Below are 17,817 nucleotides of genomic sequence, written 5' to 3' on the forward strand. Positions count from 1 at the left end.
TTTATCTGCTTATGCAGTAATCGGTCTTTTTTGTTGCCATTTTATCATGCAAAAGTTTCTACAATGAGCAAATGGCTATTTAGCTTGATTGCGGTTTATATTGTGAGCATATTGGGCCAAATGTTTATGCCAAATATAAGTTTCTTATCAACAATTTTTGATTTCTTAGGCAATGATATCATGACGATTTTTATTATGTTTTTAACTGGTTTTCTCGTTGCAAAAGCTAATTGGATAGGCAACGTAAGACAACATACCAAGCAAATTCAATGGGTGATTTATGTAACATGTCCATTGTTTATAGGCTTATCTAGTTGGATTGGGTTTGCCTCTCAAAATCAAGATGCGCATCTTCATTTACTACTTGGTTTAGGTGTAATTCCGACGACCTATTTTTATGTAGCTTGCTTATTGCTTATTTTAGAACATGAGCCGATTGTAAAAATATTAAAGCCTATTGGGCGTGTTGGACAAATGGCTTTTACAAACTACTTAGCTCAGAGCTTTATAGGGCTAGCTATAATAAAGTTAATGGGACTTGAAGTCCTATCAACTTCCTATATAGTGATAATTGCCATTATCATTTTTGTCATTCAAATTATCTTTAGTGTTATATGGTTTAAATTCTTTAAAATGGGTCCGTTAGAAAAAGTGTGGAGATGGATGACTTATGGAAGAAAAGTATCGGTAAAATCATAAATAGCAAAAAATTAACGTCAGGGCATTATTGCACTGGCGTTTTTTGAAATAACAATCATATACTGTTACTATTGAAAGTATAAATTTGTAAAATTAATGAAACTAAATGACAAGTTATCCGTAAAATAGATAACAAGAATAAGGGGAGTACAAATATGACGAAACAATTAAAAAAATATATGGCAGTGACTACAGCGTCGTTTATGGTGATGCAACTAGCAGGATGCGGTAATGCTGAAACGGAGGTAGTGAAGGAGTCTGACCCCGTTAATACGACGGATACGGTTGAAAATAATTCCCAAACGACGAATGAAGATGAATTGCTAAATGTACATAACAGTGAGATGGCTGATGCTTGTGATGAGTGGCAAGAAAGTGATGATGGTTCCTATGAATGTTTAGACGAAAATTCTTCGTATTACGCACAGCATTTCTTTAATGGGTTAATGTATGCTACTGCGGGTGCAATGATTGGTAGTGCCATTTACAAAAGTCGTAATTTAAAAAATGGCACGGAGCGTAACAATCACAGTGGCGGCGCGGCAGGATTGACAACGAATACGAATAAGTCGAATGCTACAAACTCGAAAAATGGCATCACAACGGGAGGTTCTTCTTCGACGTCATCTGGCACCTCAACAAGTGGTTCAAGCTCAAATGTAAATAGTTCTACATCAAATAATACGAATTCGAATGCTTCAACATCTAGTGGTTCAAACACAAATTCGACTAACACGAATTCTTATTCGAGCGGTCAGCGTTCATATTCCAATGGTTCTAGTTCCTCTTCAAGTGGTAGTTCGTATAATAGCTCTTCATCAAACGCTGGGAAATCAGGTTTCGGCTCTGGAGGGGCTTCTAGAGGAGGCTCGTCTTCGTCCTAACCGACTGGAAAAGGAGGAAGCACGATGGAACACGCTACATATAGTAAGCAACGGCTAAAATTCTATTCGCAATTTCCTAATTTCTTTTCTGATTTTGAAAATCTAGAATATGCTTTATACGATGTAATGGAACTGCAAAAAGAGAAGATAGACGAGATTTATTACGCCACGAAGATGCTTTGGCAAATCTTTTTAAAAGTTGGAAAACAATTTAAGCATTTAACAGACGAACAGCTTTTTGCCCTTGGCATTCGGTCGGAAATGATGCCTTATATCGAATTGGATTATTTACAGCAACAGTCCATCCTTGCTCGTTTTGATTTTATTTGTACGGAGGAAGGCGATATAAAATGTCTAGAACTGAATGGAGAAACACCATTTCTTGTCCAAGAAACGTTTGAAATGAATGAACAGCTCTGTCAGCATTTCCAACTAGAAAATCCTAATGATGTAGCAGCATTGCAAAAAACGCTATCTGGTGCACTTTTTGCCGCAATGCATTATTTACATGATGTTAAAAAACCTAAAATAGTTATAACAGGAAAAACGGCTGAAGAGGATTTTGAGGAATATTGCCAGGTGAATTTTTTAAAAACTTGTGTCCCATTTGATATTGAATATGTACCTATCCAAAAGCTAATTATTTTTTCTAAAGATACGCCTAGCGTAATGAGAGGGCTTTATACACCTTCTATGGAAAAAATCGATATTTTATATCGCCCCGCACATCCAGTGGAGTTTTTAATTGACGATATAGCATCTGATGGTGAAAGAATTGGTCTGCAATTACTAGAACTTGTAAAAGATCGTAAGCTTGCCATTATTAATGCGCCAGCGGCCTATGTTCTTCAGTCCAAAATTTTATTATGGCTAATTTGGGAGCGGAAAAATGATCCACTATTATTTAATGCGGAGGAGCGGTCTGCAATTAATAAGTACATGTTACCAACTTATTTGTCCGCTGAGCCATTTGTAGCAGATGGAGTGCCTTTTGTGAAAAAACCTGTCTATTCTCGTGAAGGCAATACAGTAGAAATTTATGCCGGAGACGGCTCTAAAACAAATGCATCTGCCTACACACATTATGATGATAATTTGTTTATTTACCAGCAGTACGTTGAAATGCCTTCCATCAATATTCAACAGACGGATGGCTTCCATTCTAAGAAATGGCTCATCGGCTCTTTTATCGCTGATAATCGCGCGTGTGGTTTGTCTTGTCGCGTAGGCAATCAAATTACCGAATGGGATTCCCATTGGTTAGCTATAGGCTATAAATAAGGTAAAACCCACTTTGCTTTCTGTCTATGCAGGAGGCTCAGTGGATTTTTACTTTCCATTTTAGTTTATTAATCGTTCCAACCTTTACAGACATCAATCCATTGTTGATAAGGTGTATATGCTTCTAGTTCGTGAATGCTAAGTTCAATAGCGGAATTGCTACTGCCACAGGCAGGAAATACCGTTGCAAAACGTTTAAGCGATTCATCTAAGTAAACGGCAACTCCATCATGAATACCGAATGGGCAAACACCCCCGATATCATGTCCAATACGTGCATTGACTTCTTCCTTGGCAAGCATTTTAGCCTTCGTGCCAAAAATCGCTTTATATTTAGCATTGTCAATTTTGGCATCACCCGCTGCTACAATTAAAATCGCCCCATCATTTACAAGAAATGATAGTGTTTTAGCGATACGCTCTGGTTCACAGCCAAGTGCTTTTGCAGCCATTTCAACGGTTGCTGAGCTTTCACTTAGTTCCTGTATTTTGTGTTGTAAATTCCACTGTGCAAAATGCTCACGTACTTTTTCAATTGCCATTTAAAACCCTCCTTGCTGTGTTCTTTATCTATTTTAACATAATTTTCAGAATTTAAAGATAGGAATGGTGTAGCACTATGTAATTGCTGATAGCCGTATAATAATAGATTGATTAAGAAACTAAAATACAAATGTAAAATATGGTAAAATTTATTTGTTATCTAATTTCTAAAAAGGGTGAAATGTTATTGAAGAAATTTAGGGGAATATTTACTGCATTTATTCTAATAAACATCATTTTACTGCTTGCATCGTGTACACAAACAGAAAAGTCCTATATAAAACAAAATATTGAAAGTATCATTACCACATTCGAACATCCCGAAACTAAGCAAAAGTTTAAAATCGTCAATGCCTATAAACTTTATGACAACTATAAAGATAAAGTTGAAGGTAACCCAGAGCAATCAAAATTGGAAATTTATAAAGAAGAGGTTATTAATCCAATCTATAGTGATTGTTTTGCCAATGCAGAATATCTTTATATGGCTGATCAAGTTCTAAATGCTGCCCCTGATCGCTTTGAAGAAATTGAAAAAATAAACGAAAAAATTGACAGTAAAGATACAGAAAAGATTATAAGTGAAGCACTTTTTAAATCTTCAAATCTTATTCCTTCTCAGAAGGTAACAACGATATGTGTCCTCCCTTCTACAAATGAAAATACAAGTTTGCTAACCGTAGGGGCAAATAAAATATTGGTCCAATACCATGAAAGTTTTACGGATGACTATTTAAGAATAGGAATAGCACATGAATATCACCATAGTATTTGGGCTGAGAAGTACCTAAGTGGAGATAAAGCTATTACTGTACTGGATAATCTAGCATTTGAAGGGAAGGCGGTTATGTTCGCAAATCTAGTGTATCCTGATATTCATTTACCCTTATTTGATTTATCTTTAACATATAATAAAGAAAATTGGTCGAAAATTGCAGGAGATCTCGATAGTGAAGACATAAATAGGTCATCAGAAATTCTTTTTGGGGGAAATGAGCTTCCTATAAATTATGGTTACAGTGAAGGCTATAAAATGGTTAAATCCTATCTTGATTTACACCCAAATATAACGCCAAAGGAATGGATTGCTCTAAGTGCGAAAGAAATTTTTGAAAAGGGAAATTATATTAAACATTATCAATAGCGCAATAAATGGTACATAACAATGGTGTTCTATGGAGTTGCCAAGGCAGTCAGTTCTTAACTAGGGGCACAATAAGTTTTAATGTGGAATATTTTGTAACTTTCTTTCTGTTGGCAACGTCAAATTAGGCAAACGTTTGAGTGAGGAAGTGGAGCACTTGAGTTATAGAAGAATTATTTCTTTTGTAGTTATTGTAAGTATGCTAGTTATAGCCATTTTTCCATGCAAAGCAAACGCAACAAGTTGGGCATATCCTTTCGTTGTTTGGGACAATTATATTTATGTGATGAGCGATGAAAATGTAAATAATATTGATAAAGAAATTGGAGAAGTCACGAAGTATTCCGATATGGAACAATATGGAGGGAACTTTTCAAATGTATATCCAATAGGGACGAAATATTATTCAATTGTTGGTATTAATACGGATGATACAATTGCCGTCCAAGTTGGAGACAATCAGTATATCAAAGCCTTCCGAGTACTATACTTACAAAAAAAGCTATATACACTATATCTTTAAAGGTTTGGGGATTTTAGCGTTTTTATTTGTCGTATTCTTTATCTTTTCTCAAACTCGCAAGAAACTTTAGCAATCCATGTGTTGGATAAGGAGGAATAACTAATGAAGTATATTAAAGGCTTATATGGAGCACTTGTACTAATGATGGTCGTTATGTTAATAAGCACAACTATATTGCAAGATCAATATTCGGGGATAGCTATGTTCATTTGTCTAGGATTATTTTTAATTGGCACAGCCTTTTTTATAAATGCCAAACATTTAAAGAATGAAGATTTATGAAAGATTACAATTATACAGATTTGCTGCATGATCTAACGATGGGGAGAGAAATTCATTTCATTTATAAAAAAGAAAATTACTATATAGGTCGTGGAACTGGTCAGTTTATGTTTTGGAAATTCTATGATTCAGCGAGTGAAATAATTGGCGAAGACGCTGAAGATTTACTTCGAAAGATTAAACTGGATGGTCAATTAATCAAGGAATTGTGGGATTCCATTGAAATTGATGTTTACTAATGTTCGAGCTGACTAGGAATGGAAATTTGATATAAAAGGTTTTTAGTGGAAAAAGGTATAATTAAAAAGTGTGAAGAACAGCAATTGTTAAGGAGGCGTTCAGTATGGAAAATACGAGATTAAATGTGAATGGTTACAAGGGGATAACGCCTTACTAACAAAGTTATTTAGCGTTTCCCCGAAAAATGAAAGGGGAAAATGAAGATGGAACAAAATGTCCAAATTGTCGAATTAAATGCAGAAAACTGGTATGACTGTTGTGAATTACAAGTATCACCAGAGCAAAAAAAATTCATGGAATCCAATGCAATTTCAATTGCCCAATCAAAGTTTGAGCCTACTTTAAAGCCATATGCTATTTATGATAATGAAAAAGTGGTTGGCTTTTTAATGTACAATTCCGTTCAAGAAGAACTTGATGGCTATTGGATATATCGAATAATGGTCGATAAGACTTTTCAGGGCAAGGGTATTGGAAAAGTTGCAACTGCGTTAATGCTTTCAGAGATGGCTAAATTACCGAATGCAAAGAAAATAATTGTAGGTTACCATCCAGAAAATTTAGAAGCCCATCATTTATATACAAGTTTAGGATTTATGGATGAAGGGGATAGATTCGGTAAGGAAATGGCAGTAATCAAGATAGTAGAGTAACAAGTTTGATAGAGTAGTTGAATAAGGAATAGGGCCATTCTTTGGTCCTTTTCTTTTTTGGAGGTAGGATTTATGGATGGTAATTATAAATGTTGTATCGATATTCGACTGAGCGGTGGAGATATACAATTCGACGTTTCCGATGATATGCAGCTATTTCGTTTTCAATCAGGTATAGGCTTTGTAGCAATTCCGCATTTTTTTATAACGTTATCGGCACTTTATAAAGGTGAAATCAGCGAGGCACAGCTAGATTGTCACGGGAATGCTGATTATTATTTATTTTCAAGTGATGGTCAAAATCTTTTTATTGAACATGTAGGCCATTATCCACAACGTACAGATACATATCAATTTAAGCTAAAGGCTTATATGGAAGCTATTTCTTGCGCATTTTTAAGCTATCTACAGCAACTTGAAAAGGAAGGGATATTACCTTTAAAAGAACAAGAATTTGGTCATCCATTAGGTGATGATGTATTACATGCATTTGATAATTTCTCCGCAGTTCTAAGAAGCTGAGTTCGTGGTAATTTGCGACTATTTTGGATGGTATACTTTATGTGAACGTCAAAGTATATTTTAGCGAGGGATTCAATTATTATGATGAACATTGTACCACCTAAGCCTTTTTTCTATAAAGGTGGAAAGCAAGCGGTTTTATTATTACATTCTTTTACAAGCAATACGATGGATATGAAAAAGCTAGGAAAGTATTTGCAACAGCACAATTATACTTGTTATGCACCTTTGTACAAAGGACATGGTTTACCAGCAGAAGAATTGCTGACGTTTGGACCGAGTGATTGGTGGGAGGATGTACGAGAAGCTTACCAGTTGTTGAAGGATGAAGGGTATGAAAAAATAGCGGTAATCGGCCTTTCTCTTGGTGGCGTGTTTGCCTTAAAAGTTGCTCAAGAATTAGAGGTAAATGGTGTTGTGACAATGTCCGTACCAAGACATAGGGAAGCTTTATTTCTTCAAAAGCGCGCCTTTTATTATGCAAAGGAATACAAACGACTCGAAGGAAAAAACGAGGACCAAATAAATATGGAAATGGCCCTTCTACAAAATTTGCCTAATCATACATTGGTGGAATTTCAACAGTTAATTGATGTAACAATGGATAAGTTGGCATTGATTACAGCACCTATTCGAATAATGTATGGTGCATTGGATGATCCGTTGTATAAAGAAAGTGCCGAAGTTATTTTTCACAACGTTATGTCGCAGCATAAAATAATAAAAGGGTATCCAAACTCTAAACATTTGATGACATTAGGGTTAGATCTGCATGACATAAACCAGGATATACTTGCTTTTTTACATGATTTAACGTGGTAGTTTCAATCAAGTTATTTCCATCAAAACAGTGGGAAATCAATACTTCCCACTGTGTCTTCTTCATTTAGTGTTTTATAAATTTCAGTGATTTCGTTTTTATTTCACTAACAAAAGTTGAGGCTAGTAGTAATATACCCCCAAGTATTTGAAGCATTGTCATATGCTCTTGTAGAATAAAAGCGGAAATCAAGATGGCTACAAAGGGATCAACATAGCTGAGCATGGCAATACTTTGCCCCTTTAATTTCTCCATACCCGAGAAGAATAGCCAAAATCCAATCCCCGTATTAAAAATCCCTAAAATTAAAATAAAAGGAATGGATGAACCAGATACTTTTACGATATCAAAACCGGACGTTAACAAAACGTAAGGCAAGAGAAGTACAGCGGTAGTTCCAAGCTGAATAATCGTCAGTTCCAGTTTTTCTATATCGTGAATGAATTTATTTAATAACAATAATATAGCGTAAAAAGCGGCGGCAATTAATCCATAAAAAAGTCCAAGAAGATCATCAGTTTTTGATGCACTTAGACCTTCACCGACAATACATACTAAACCGGTAATCGCAACCAGAACGCAAACAATTTTTTCCAAGACAATGGTTCTTTCAGTACGTATGGAGAAAGAAGCATGACAAACACGGGCGCAAAATAATAGCCAAGTGTTGCATTGGCAATTGTCGTATAGTCGTAGGATTGGTAAAGGAAAATCCAATTTCCCCCCAAGGCAATACTAGAAAACACCAAAATGACAGCATTCGCTTTTACCAACTGCCATGCTATTGTTTTCTTCAAAATAAAAAAGACGATTGTTAAAAACAAGCATCCAATAAAACTGCTTAGCAAAGCTCTTTCGCTCGAAGATAGGTCAATATTTCGTACTACTAAACCAATTGTACCGAAAATGACCATGGATAAAATAAACTGAATGTTTGATTTCATTGTATACTCCTTCGAATCTGCGAAACAGCTTATATCTCGCAGATTCTTAATCTGTTTTGTATATAAGCTTATTCGGAGTATACGGTGGTGGCGGTGATGTTGAAAGTGGCTTCCAAACGCAAATATTTATATCGGATAATGACATGAAAAGTTCCTCCTGTTTCATAAAAAATTATATTTTACTTATTATACCATTAGAAATCTTCGAAAAGTGAAGTGGATTTTTTGGGAGACAAAAGGGGGACTTAATAATGAAATATGCAGAAAGAGAAAGTCAGAGGAAATGATTCTTATTGGGAAGTCACATACTCACGGTATGAATGGTTGTTAGAAATTGTAGCTCATATTTATCACATAGAGGGCAATTACATGCTATCCTTGTGCATAGTTATGGCATAGATTTAAAAGGGTCATTATTTGAATAGTAGAGGTGAGTAAATGTATTGGGAAACTCTTCCGAATTGGGTATGGATTATTTATTACACATTTATATTAGCAACATTGGGTGCTTCAATATTAAGTATTATCCGAAAGAAGAACATCATTTTATCGATTATTTCAGCAGTACTGACAATCACTATTCCGATTTTTAGTATTATAAATAGTATTGGGAGAGAAAAAGGCGTGGATGAATTTGAACATTTAATTGCCCACTTACAACAAGGGTCACCTTGGTCTATTTATGCAGTTATGGGATTCTTTTATTTAGTTGTTTGGTGGGCTATCTTTCTAATCAAAAGAAAAAAGAAGGAAGTATCTTATTGAATTCGCAGAGGGAGGTGCGTTCAAGTATTACATCACATGGGCATATATGAGGAATATTTCACATCGATAAAAGAAGGGAAAAAGACAATAGAGGTTCGATTAAATGATGAAAAGAGAAGGAAAATTAAAGTCGGAGATACTATTGAATTTATTAGGATTCCAGAAAAAAATAAAACATTTAGAGTGCAAGTAACAAGGTTGAGAAAATACGATACTTTTGAAGCGATGTATAATGATATTCCTTTTAAAGGGTTTGATTGTGAAGGTTGGACAATGAAAGAAATGCTAGACAGTACATATGAAATTTACACGCCAGAACAAGAAATAAAATGGGGAACTTTAGCGATTACGATAAGATGAGAGGTAAGGTATGTGTGGTTAATAGTGGATAAATTTTAAAACTTTGTTATATGTAGAAACGTATAGATGTTAAATACAAAAGTTAATGGGAGGTGGATAAAATGAAACTGCGAAACGCCACTAAAATGGGGGGAATCGCCACTAAGTCATAAGAAATCGCCACAAAAACCATGAGAATCGCCATACGTTCATACTAAACTAAAAAAAGATGTGTACTGTAATGACTTCAGTACACATCTTATCCTCATTAGACTGTAAATTTTTTGGTGATGTTGTTTAATTGTTCAGATTGGTCAGCTAGCATTTGAGCGCTGGCTAATATTTGTTCCATTAGAGTGGCTATTTCTTCAGTCGAAGCAGTTGTTTCTTCTACACCAGCAGCAGATTCTTCTGACACGCTTGCGATTGAAGTAACTGACATGTTAAGTATTTGTCCTTTATCTACAAAACTTTCAAGTTCATTCGAAATAAAACCAACTTTTGTTGACATGTTTTCAATCAGCTCCGCAATTAAATTAAACGTTTTTGCGGTTTCTTTTATTTGGGATGTTCCGTTTTGGATCGTTTTATAGCCGAATTCTAATGATGATGCAACTTCGGCAGATTCTAGCTGCACATCGTTAACAATACTTGTAATGTCATTAACACTAAATTTTACTTCTTCAGCAAGCTTTCTTACTTCGTCTGCAACTACAGCAAAGCCTTTTCCATGTTCACCTGCTCTTGCTGCTTCGATTGCGGCATTTAGCGCTAATAAATTGGTTTGTTCTGAAATACTCGTAATAACAGAGATGATGTCATTAATTTTGGCAGTTTTTTGATCTAATTCTTTCACCTTCGTAACGGAATCTTCCACTAAATCTTCTATATTATGCATATTACTCTCGGATATTGACATCAGTTTATTGCCACTGATTGTAGCTGTTTTTACTTTTTCAGTAAGGGTTCTTACTTGTATCCCTTCTTCATTTGATAATTTAATTTTTTCTATAAAGTCGGAAAGTGTTTCACCGAGATTGGCACAGTTTTGCGCTTGTTCTTGAGAACCTGAAGCTAATGCTTCCATAGTGATTGCAATTTGTAAGCTACCTTCCTTCACTTCATTGGCAGAAGCGGAAAGCCCTTTACTTTGCTCTTTTACATTGTCACTTGCGTTAATAATATTGGTAATAACATTTTTCAAATTACTATTCATTGTATTCGTAGCTTCAATTAATTGGGCTGTTTCGTCTTTTGCCTTCGTGACAAGATTGGTAGATTGTAAGTTTCCGTCCGCAATTTGTAACATACGGTCAACAACCTTTTTAATTGGCGTTGAAATAATTCTCGCTGTTACTATTGCTAAAATAATGGCAACCATAATGATAATAATAGACATCATTAAACTGGCATTTTTAATGCTTGTTCCTGTATCCATTACATCATTACCTTCGCTAAGAATGATGTCTTTTCTTTTATCAGCAATGTCTTTAAAACCAGACATCAAGTCCCTACCTAGGGGCTGCACTTTGTTGGCCATAATGGCAAGTGCTTGTTCCTTATTCCCTTTATCAAACGCTACAAACACTTCTTCAGTAATTGTTTTACGCCATTCTATACTTTTATCAATAAGTTGCTTTGCTTCTTCAGAATTTGTTTCTTGAAGGACTTGATTTTGTAATGCTTTACTTTCCTCCGTATATTGAAGAAATGCCTCTTTATAGGAAGGGTCATTATACAATATGTATCCACGTGCTAACGCGATTCGTTCGGCAATATTAAAGGCTAATTCTTCATCAGCGATTAACAATGGTAAATCTTCTTTTATTATAGCGTCGGTATCGTGATTGAATTTCACAACGGACTTGAAGTTATATACGCATAAAGCTGTAATTAATAGGATGATAATTAAAAATACGCCTAATAATTTATGTTTGATGCTTTTCACTAAGGTTTCCTCTTTTCTTGAAAAAAATCTTTTTAAGAATGTAATACTAATGGCTGAGTCAGGTTTTTTATTAGGTAATTTTTGCCACGAAATTAATTTTATAGAATAGTTATTAATTCGTCAATAAGATGATTAAGAAAACATTAACTACCTAAATAAATTTTTTTATTATAACAATAGATATAACGTTAGGCTCTTTGTACTGTAGGAGCATACAATTGTTTGTTTACGTACGTTAAAAATAATCAAGACATTTTTAGTTGAAATGCAATATGGAAATAAAGAAATTCCTTTAACTTAAAACTATTCTACGCAATGTTTTTTGTGTAGGCATATTACAGTTTATGTTCTCATCTTTAAGGCATTTGCATAATCAACAAATATTCTAGATAATAGAAAATGGTAAAAAGTTTCCATTAGTGTAAGTGGTGAACGATTCAACAATGAAATTTATAAAATGGAGGTCCATATAGATGGTAGATCGTGTTCTTAAACATTTTGGATTAGATGCTGTATTAGTCAGTGAGGTGGAAGATTCCAATAGTTCAACAGTTGTTAAATGTGCACTACGTAATAAGGAAAATGTTTTTGTGAAGATACCTTTTTCAAAATTAAAATATCAACGAGAGTTAGAAGCGTATGAGCTATTAAAAGGAAGGGTAGCTATACCAGACATGCTGGATTGTTGGGCTGGTGATGAAGCCTGTACAGGAGCATTTTTATTATCCGAATTAAAAGGTAAACCGTTAACATTTGAAGCTCCACCAACAGTAGCTTATCAAGTAGGGGTCTTGCACGCATCCATCCATTCCGTCCAACCTCCTGTTTTGCACAAATTAATCGGCATTGATAATGAGTTTGCTAGTTGGTCTAATTTTGTGGAACGCCAGTTTTATAGTTTTGCAGAAGATGTTAAAGATGTGGTAGATGTTTGTTTATACAATCAAGCCATGGCTCATTTTGAAAAAATGAAACAACAGCTCCCATCACCTGATGGACCAAGTTTGATCCATATGGATTTTCAGTAAGCGAATATTATTGTGGATGCTAATAAAGTATTAGGTACAATCGATTTTGAATCTGTCCGATTTGGTTCCACCGAAATAGATTTTACAAAGCTATATCGAGATTTTTTAAGTCGGGATATTACATTATTTCAAGCTTATCAAGAAGGATACAACAGTAATAGGCCATTAATCGATTTAGATGTGGTATTGCCTTTTTATCGATTTACAGATGCTTTCAATAGTATCGGATGGTGTAAACGCCGTGGACTTGAGAAAAATGCTGTGTTTTTGGAACGGAATTTAGTTATTTTGGAAAAATTGCTAAAATAATAGGTAGTCACGTAAAATAACGGAACAAATATGTCTTATTCACTTTAGGACTCGAAAAGAAGATAAAATAAAGAGGTATAGCCATATGATTATAGTATCAAAAGACCATTTTCAGTTGATTAAAACGAAACTTAATGAAGCACCAACGTTTGTATTTAGCATATTGGATTCGATGATTAAAGGAACGGTTTATGCAGATGCTGTTGATTACAAGACATTGCTAATCGCAACGGATTCAGGATTAAATTATGTTGCCGGACAGGTATCAGATGAACGATTCCTTCAGCACCTTGTAAAAATTTTTGATGCATCTGTAGAGCAAGGAAAGCGCTTTACATTATTTTCACCTAGTGCAGCGTGGGATCGTGAAATTGAAAAATATCTGAAGCAGCAGGTAGGCAAAGTCCAGCGTTATGCTTTTTCATTTGACGCACAGACGTATAAAAATAGAAAAAACAGTGATAAAAGTGAATATGACGTAGCTAAAATTGGGCAGGTGGAGATCCAACATTGTTTGGAGTTTGACAACAAATATTACGATACATATTGGGATTCAACGGATAATTTTATCCAAAATGGAATAGGATTTTGTGTCAAGGATAATGAGCAAATTATTAGCGCAAGCGTATCAATTTTTAAATCTACAAAATTTGCTGAAATAGATATTTTGACAGATTCCCATTATAGAGGAAAAGGATTAGCAAGTATCGTTGCGGAACAATTTATCGATGATTGCCTAGCCGCTCATATTCAACCTCGTTGGGACTGTGATATTGATAATCAAGCTTCAATTAATTTAGGGACTAAATTGGGTTTTATAAATCCGCGTCCCTATAGCGTTTACTTTAAAATTAGACACGATGCTAATGGTCCGTGTTAAAAGTATTTTTCTTCGTTTTCATATGACACATTTATCGTTTTGTAGTCATACACTAACTTTGGGGTGAATGAATTGCCAAGAGTAAAATATCGTGATGCAGACATTGACTTAATGGCGAGGATGATGAGAGCAGAAGCTGTAGGTGAAGGGAAACAAGGGATGTTGTATGTTGGCAATGTGATTGTCAATCGGTTAGTTTCCAATTGTTTAGACTTTAAAGATTTAAGATCAATTGAAGATGTTATTTATCAAGTCCAAGGCGGAAATTATTCATTTGAAGCAGTTCAAAAAGGAAATATGTTCTATCAAAGAGCAAGAGAAACGGAGAAAAGATTAGCTAAACAAAATTTAGATTATTGGCGAGAGCACCCAGGGAAATACGCACTCTGGTACTTTAATCCGTACGCGCCGTGCCCACCTACATGGTACGGTCAACCATTTGCAGGACAGTTTAAAAACCATTGTTTTTATGAACCAGCACCTGACACATGTGATGGGGTTTATATTGGATAGGCAGTACAGTTGCTATAGTAACGATTAGAAGCTGGGACAAAAGAGAAAAAGTGTTAGATTGATGGCAGTCAATCTAGCGCTTTTTTGCTGCGCCGTTATTGTCCGCTTCGGCGGTGCTTTCCGAGGGCACACACGTAAGCCGAAAACCTTCGCTAACGCGCAGAATGCCAGCGTCTTAAGCTGTGTGCGTTCTGAGCAGGAGTCACCGCCTCCGCTACCAACAACTAGCGAACCCTTCTAATTTTTTATTTATTGCAAAAGCAAGAATAGCTAAGTGTGGTAGTTTTCCATATAGCAAAAATTTATGAACACCTTTGTTCTGTTCCTTAAATTTTTTTAGTTATGTCCCATCCTTTTTTATATGCTTCAATTTTTATGGTCTGTTACCAATATTTTCATAACTAATGGTTGCGTTTTAAAAGGAAATCTTATAAGGTAAATAGTGGTGGTGTAAATTTACACTTTTAAGAATAAGGAGGTAACGGCAATGAGGGTTATACAATCGATACTAGTGTTTATAGTTTTGTTATTTTTCACAGGAATAATTGCTTTGACTTTAGTACTAAATGGAGATATCCATTTTTTAAATCTTCTTTTTGTGTTATCAATTAGCCTCTTTTTATTTATTACGTGTATGATTTTTGACTGGTTTACGACAAAAAAGCGCAAAACATTGTTCGCCACGATTATTGGTGTAGCTCTGCTTATTGCTTCTGTAGCACCGATTCAGTACTATTCTAAAATGAATATGGCTACTGTTGATGCTGAAATCGATGTATCTGCCTATGAACCTTTTACAGTACACAATAAGGTTGTGAAAAATAGTCAAGACGCGTCCTTACACTTGGAAGAGCCACTTCCTCGTATAGATGGAGCAACGGCGATGTACCCGTTATATGCGGCCTTTGTAGAGGCGACCTATCCGAACAAAAGCTATCCATACTATGATAGCGAGGTGAAAGTAAGTCGAACGCCTGAAGCTTATCAAAATTTAATTGCTGGTGATGTAGATGTGATTTTTGCAGCAGCCCCATCAGATTCACAAGTAAAAGTCGCGGAAATAAATGGGCTGACATTTGCTATGACCCCGATTGGGCGTGAGGCTTTTGTTTTTTTTGTGCATCATAAAAATCGCGTTGAAAATCTTTCACTTGAACAGCTGAAGCAAATTTATGCAGGTCAAATTACAAATTGGCACGAAGTTGGTGGCGATAATGACTCTATTCGCGCATTCCAACGACCAGCTGATAGTGGTAGTCAGACGACGTTAGAAAAAATTATGGGCGATACACCTATAATGGAAGCACCTGCAGAAAATGTAGCAACTGGCATGGGTGGCATAATCCATGAAGTTTCTCAATATCGCAATTATAAAAATGCAATTGGTTATACGTTTAGATATTACTCGACAGAAATGGTTGGGAATAATGAAATACAATTACTGTCCATTGATGGTATTGAGCCGACAAAGGAAAATATTCGCAATGGTACATATCCACTAATATCCGAATTTTACGCAGTAACTGCTGGGACGGATAATCCAAATGTTAAAAAGTTTATTGATTGGATTGTGTCGCCTGAAGGACAGGCATTAGTTGAAAAGGTTGGTTATGTGCCAGTTGAAAATGATTAGCTTATTGGCTATAATGATGGTAACAATTCGATATGATAGTTTTCTAGGGTTCCGTAGCGCTAGCTAGTCTGGTCCGAGAGAAAACCACAAAATATATTTTGTGACACGGAAGGATAAAAGCCTGGGAGATACTGTTGAAAAACAGTGTTTCTGTAGGCTTTTTTTATTTGTCGAAAATGGAGGGATTTAAAATGAACAAACAATGGATTAGTGTCTTTGTAGCGGCTTTTTTTGAAGTTGGCTGGGTTATTGGCTTAAAGCATGCTAATAGTACACTAGAATGGCTAGGAACAGCAATTGCTATTTTTATTAGTTTCTATTTATTAATTAAGGCTGGAGAGCGTTTACCTGTTGGCACGGTTTATGCAGTGTTTGTAGGTTTGGGGACGGCAGGTACGGTATGTGCTGATAGTCTGCTGTTTGGAGAGCCGTGGAAACTAGCAAAAATTTTGTGTATTGTCGTTTTACTCGCAGGTGTTGTAGGCTTGAAGCTTGTGACGGGTGAGCCAATAGAGAAAGAGGTGAAGGGATAATGGCGTGGGTAGCATTAGTCATCGCTGGACTTTGTGAAATGATGGGTGTTTTTATGATTAGTAAGTACAATGAAGTGAAAAATATAAAAAACCTAGTCTTATTAATTGCCGTATTTACGGTTAGTTTTTTAGGGCTTGCCTATGCCATGGAAACCTTGCCGATGGGAACAACCTATGCCATTTGGACGGGAATTGGGGCAGCAGGGGGAGCTATACTAGGCATGTTGTTCTTTAATGAATCGAAAGATTGGCGAAGAATCGTCTGTATTGTGCTCGTTTTAGGAGCTGCGATTTGTTTAAAATTGTTATCTTAAGTAGTGCCAGTCACCCAAACAATTTTAAACAATTTCATTGTAAAGTAAAAATCCACCTAGACTCTTGCTGGAATGTGCCAGCAGAGAGTAAGGTGGGTTTTTTAGCCCTTAAAGGACTGTATGCAGCGTTCTTTTTCGTTATTTTTTTATATCTTTCGTCCATTCAGCAACTTTTTCTGGGTTATCTTTAATCCATTGTTTTGCTGCATCTTTTGGGTCATCGCCATTTAAAATATTTAGCATAACAGATTCTAAATCTTCTGATGTCCAGTGGAAGTTATCTAAAACAGTATAAACATCGGGGTGGTCTTCTTTTAAACCTTTGCGAACAAATGTATTAATCGTTTCTTCTCCGCCATAAACACCTTTTGGATCTTCTAAATACTTCAGATCATATTTGGCAAATTTCCAGTGAGGAGACCAACCTGTAACGATAATTTCTTCTTTATTTTTAATTGCTTTCGACAGTGCTGTTGTCATCGCTCCTGAAGATGAAGTTAAGAAGTTCCAATCAGAAAGATTATCATATTCTTCTAACGCTTTTTCAGTTGCTGCCGTAATTCCAGCACCTGGCTCGATGCCTGTAATTGTATGGTCTGCTTCATTTGTTAAATCTTCAATAGAATTAGCATCCATGTAACTTGGTACGACTAAACCAATTTTCGCACCTGCTAAGTTTTCGCCAAGTTCATCTAAGTCACTTTTATATTTTTCATATTGTGATCCATGTGTATGTGGCAACCATGCAGCGACCATGCCATCTGCTTCCCCTTTAGAAACAGCTTCCCACATAATAGCGTTATCAAGCGGAGTTAAAGTAACATCATACCCTAAATCTTCTAAAACTTGACCGACAACGTTTGTCGAAGCGATTTCAGTATCCCATTCAACGTAGGCTAAATTAACATCTTTTGCATCTTCTTTTTTAGTGGTATCACCTTCGTTACAAGCGGCTAGTAAAAAGCTTAGCCCTAGAGCCATCCCTAATTTTGATAATGTTTTTAGTTTCATTCAAATCTT

22 protein-coding genes, 1 pseudogene and 1 riboswitch are annotated in these 17,817 nt (G+C 35.6%); of the genes and pseudogenes, 19 read left to right on the forward strand and 4 right to left on the reverse strand.

The genetic code is table 11. The annotated features are described in order from the left end of the window. The first annotated feature begins 63 nt into the window (after positions 1-63). The 3 genes from LO754_RS06240 to LO754_RS06250 all read left to right on the forward strand — a co-directional run bounded on the left by LO754_RS06240 (position 64) and on the right by LO754_RS06250 (position 2,864). On the forward strand, positions 64-699 hold the full coding sequence (locus tag LO754_RS06240; RefSeq protein ID WP_231785806.1) for a DUF418 domain-containing protein: 636 nt from the start codon (positions 64-66) through the stop codon (positions 697-699). Positions 700-854: 155 nt separating this feature from the next. Continuing rightward, positions 855-1,583: a hypothetical protein gene (locus tag LO754_RS06245; protein ID WP_231785807.1), complete on the forward strand. Its 729-nt coding sequence runs from the start codon at positions 855-857 to the stop codon at positions 1,581-1,583. 24 nt (positions 1,584-1,607) lie between these two features. After that, positions 1,608-2,864 carry a glutathionylspermidine synthase family protein gene (locus LO754_RS06250; protein ID WP_231785808.1) on the forward strand — a complete coding sequence of 419 codons (1,257 nt, stop codon included), beginning with the start codon at positions 1,608-1,610 and terminating at the stop codon, positions 2,862-2,864. Positions 2,865-2,932: 68 nt separating this feature from the next. On the opposite strand, the gene LO754_RS06255 is transcribed toward LO754_RS06250, so the two are convergent. Beyond that, a complete protein-coding gene (locus tag LO754_RS06255; protein WP_108029629.1) occupies positions 2,933-3,406 on the reverse strand; it encodes a YbaK/EbsC family protein in 474 nt (157 codons plus the stop codon). 188 nt (positions 3,407-3,594) lie between these two features. Between LO754_RS06255 and LO754_RS06260 the strand changes: the two genes are divergently transcribed. The 7 genes from LO754_RS06260 to LO754_RS06290 all read left to right on the forward strand — a co-directional run bounded on the left by LO754_RS06260 (position 3,595) and on the right by LO754_RS06290 (position 7,593). Next, the gene (locus LO754_RS06260) at positions 3,595-4,551 is read left to right on the forward strand and encodes a DUF2268 domain-containing putative Zn-dependent protease (RefSeq protein WP_402831391.1); all 957 of its coding nucleotides are present in this window, start codon (positions 3,595-3,597) and stop codon (positions 4,549-4,551) included. Between the two features lie 157 nt (positions 4,552-4,708). After that, positions 4,709-5,074 carry a hypothetical protein gene (locus LO754_RS06265; protein WP_231785810.1) on the forward strand — a complete coding sequence of 122 codons (366 nt, stop codon included), beginning with the start codon at positions 4,709-4,711 and terminating at the stop codon, positions 5,072-5,074. Positions 5,075-5,176: 102 nt separating this feature from the next. Further along, positions 5,177-5,356: a hypothetical protein gene (locus LO754_RS06270; protein ID WP_024361441.1), complete on the forward strand. Its 180-nt coding sequence runs from the start codon at positions 5,177-5,179 to the stop codon at positions 5,354-5,356. Next, the gene (locus LO754_RS06275; protein WP_024361440.1) at positions 5,353-5,595 is read left to right on the forward strand and encodes a hypothetical protein; all 243 of its coding nucleotides are present in this window, start codon (positions 5,353-5,355) and stop codon (positions 5,593-5,595) included. Before LO754_RS06270 ends, LO754_RS06275 begins: the two co-directional genes overlap by 4 nt. Positions 5,596-5,799: 204 nt before the next feature. After that, the gene (locus tag LO754_RS06280) at positions 5,800-6,249 is read left to right on the forward strand and encodes a GNAT family N-acetyltransferase (protein WP_024361439.1); all 450 of its coding nucleotides are present in this window, start codon (positions 5,800-5,802) and stop codon (positions 6,247-6,249) included. A gap of 72 nt (positions 6,250-6,321) precedes the next feature. Further along, complete coding sequence (locus tag LO754_RS06285) at positions 6,322-6,771, forward strand: hypothetical protein (RefSeq protein ID WP_024361438.1); 450 nt, start codon at positions 6,322-6,324, stop codon at positions 6,769-6,771. 81 nt (positions 6,772-6,852) lie between these two features. Continuing rightward, on the forward strand, positions 6,853-7,593 hold the full coding sequence (locus tag LO754_RS06290; RefSeq protein WP_231785811.1) for an alpha/beta hydrolase: 741 nt from the start codon (positions 6,853-6,855) through the stop codon (positions 7,591-7,593). A gap of 64 nt (positions 7,594-7,657) precedes the next feature. Here LO754_RS06290 and LO754_RS06295 read toward each other — a convergent pair. Next, positions 7,658-8,535, reverse strand: a pseudogene (locus LO754_RS06295) (DMT family transporter). Positions 8,536-8,973: 438 nt separating this feature from the next. Here LO754_RS06295 and LO754_RS06305 point away from each other — a divergent pair. Both LO754_RS06305 and LO754_RS06310 read left to right on the forward strand, forming a co-directional pair. Further along, entirely contained in the window at positions 8,974-9,300 is a 327-nt protein-coding gene (locus LO754_RS06305) for a hypothetical protein (RefSeq protein WP_024361435.1), read from the forward strand. Positions 9,301-9,336: 36 nt separating this feature from the next. Continuing rightward, positions 9,337-9,660 carry an ASCH domain-containing protein gene (locus LO754_RS06310; protein ID WP_029747113.1) on the forward strand — a complete coding sequence of 108 codons (324 nt, stop codon included), beginning with the start codon at positions 9,337-9,339 and terminating at the stop codon, positions 9,658-9,660. Between the two features lie 247 nt (positions 9,661-9,907). On the opposite strand, the gene LO754_RS06315 is transcribed toward LO754_RS06310, so the two are convergent. Further along, complete coding sequence (locus LO754_RS06315) at positions 9,908-11,587, reverse strand: methyl-accepting chemotaxis protein (RefSeq protein WP_229388981.1); 1,680 nt, start codon at positions 11,585-11,587, stop codon at positions 9,908-9,910. A gap of 473 nt (positions 11,588-12,060) precedes the next feature. On the opposite strand from LO754_RS06315, the gene LO754_RS06320 reads away from it, so the two are divergent. The 7 genes from LO754_RS06320 (at position 12,061) to LO754_RS06350 (ending at position 16,797) form a co-directional block, all read left to right on the forward strand. Then, positions 12,061-12,615: a phosphotransferase gene (locus tag LO754_RS06320; protein ID WP_231785812.1), complete on the forward strand. Its 555-nt coding sequence runs from the start codon at positions 12,061-12,063 to the stop codon at positions 12,613-12,615. A gap of 12 nt (positions 12,616-12,627) precedes the next feature. Continuing rightward, the gene (locus LO754_RS06325; protein WP_231785813.1) at positions 12,628-12,924 is read left to right on the forward strand and encodes a hypothetical protein; all 297 of its coding nucleotides are present in this window, start codon (positions 12,628-12,630) and stop codon (positions 12,922-12,924) included. Between the two features lie 85 nt (positions 12,925-13,009). Then, positions 13,010-13,804 (forward strand): GNAT family N-acetyltransferase, encoded by a 795-nt coding sequence (locus tag LO754_RS06330; RefSeq protein WP_231785814.1) that lies wholly within the window; start codon positions 13,010-13,012, stop codon positions 13,802-13,804. Positions 13,805-13,876: 72 nt separating this feature from the next. Beyond that, positions 13,877-14,317 carry a cell wall hydrolase gene (locus LO754_RS06335; protein ID WP_024361431.1) on the forward strand — a complete coding sequence of 147 codons (441 nt, stop codon included), beginning with the start codon at positions 13,877-13,879 and terminating at the stop codon, positions 14,315-14,317. 487 nt (positions 14,318-14,804) lie between these two features. After that, entirely contained in the window at positions 14,805-15,950 is a 1,146-nt protein-coding gene (locus LO754_RS06340; RefSeq protein WP_231785815.1) for a substrate-binding domain-containing protein, read from the forward strand. A gap of 32 nt (positions 15,951-15,982) precedes the next feature. After that, positions 15,983-16,080, forward strand: a riboswitch (guanidine-I (ykkC/yxkD leader). A gap of 61 nt (positions 16,081-16,141) precedes the next feature. Continuing rightward, positions 16,142-16,483 (forward strand): DMT family transporter, encoded by a 342-nt coding sequence (locus tag LO754_RS06345; RefSeq protein ID WP_231785816.1) that lies wholly within the window; start codon positions 16,142-16,144, stop codon positions 16,481-16,483. Then, positions 16,483-16,797, forward strand: a complete 315-nt coding sequence (locus LO754_RS06350) for a DMT family transporter (protein ID WP_024361428.1) — start codon at positions 16,483-16,485, stop codon at positions 16,795-16,797. Before LO754_RS06345 ends, LO754_RS06350 begins: the two co-directional genes overlap by 1 nt. Before the next feature lie 138 nt (positions 16,798-16,935). On the opposite strand, the gene LO754_RS06355 is transcribed toward LO754_RS06350, so the two are convergent. Next, positions 16,936-17,808, reverse strand: a complete 873-nt coding sequence (locus LO754_RS06355) for a glycine betaine ABC transporter substrate-binding protein (RefSeq protein ID WP_024361427.1) — start codon at positions 17,806-17,808, stop codon at positions 16,936-16,938. Positions 17,809-17,817: the final 9 nt, after the last annotated feature.

It is taken from the genome of Lysinibacillus sp. GJ-1 (genome assembly GCF_021166035.1).
Lineage (GTDB): Bacteria > Bacillota > Bacilli > Bacillales_A > Planococcaceae > Lysinibacillus > Lysinibacillus sphaericus.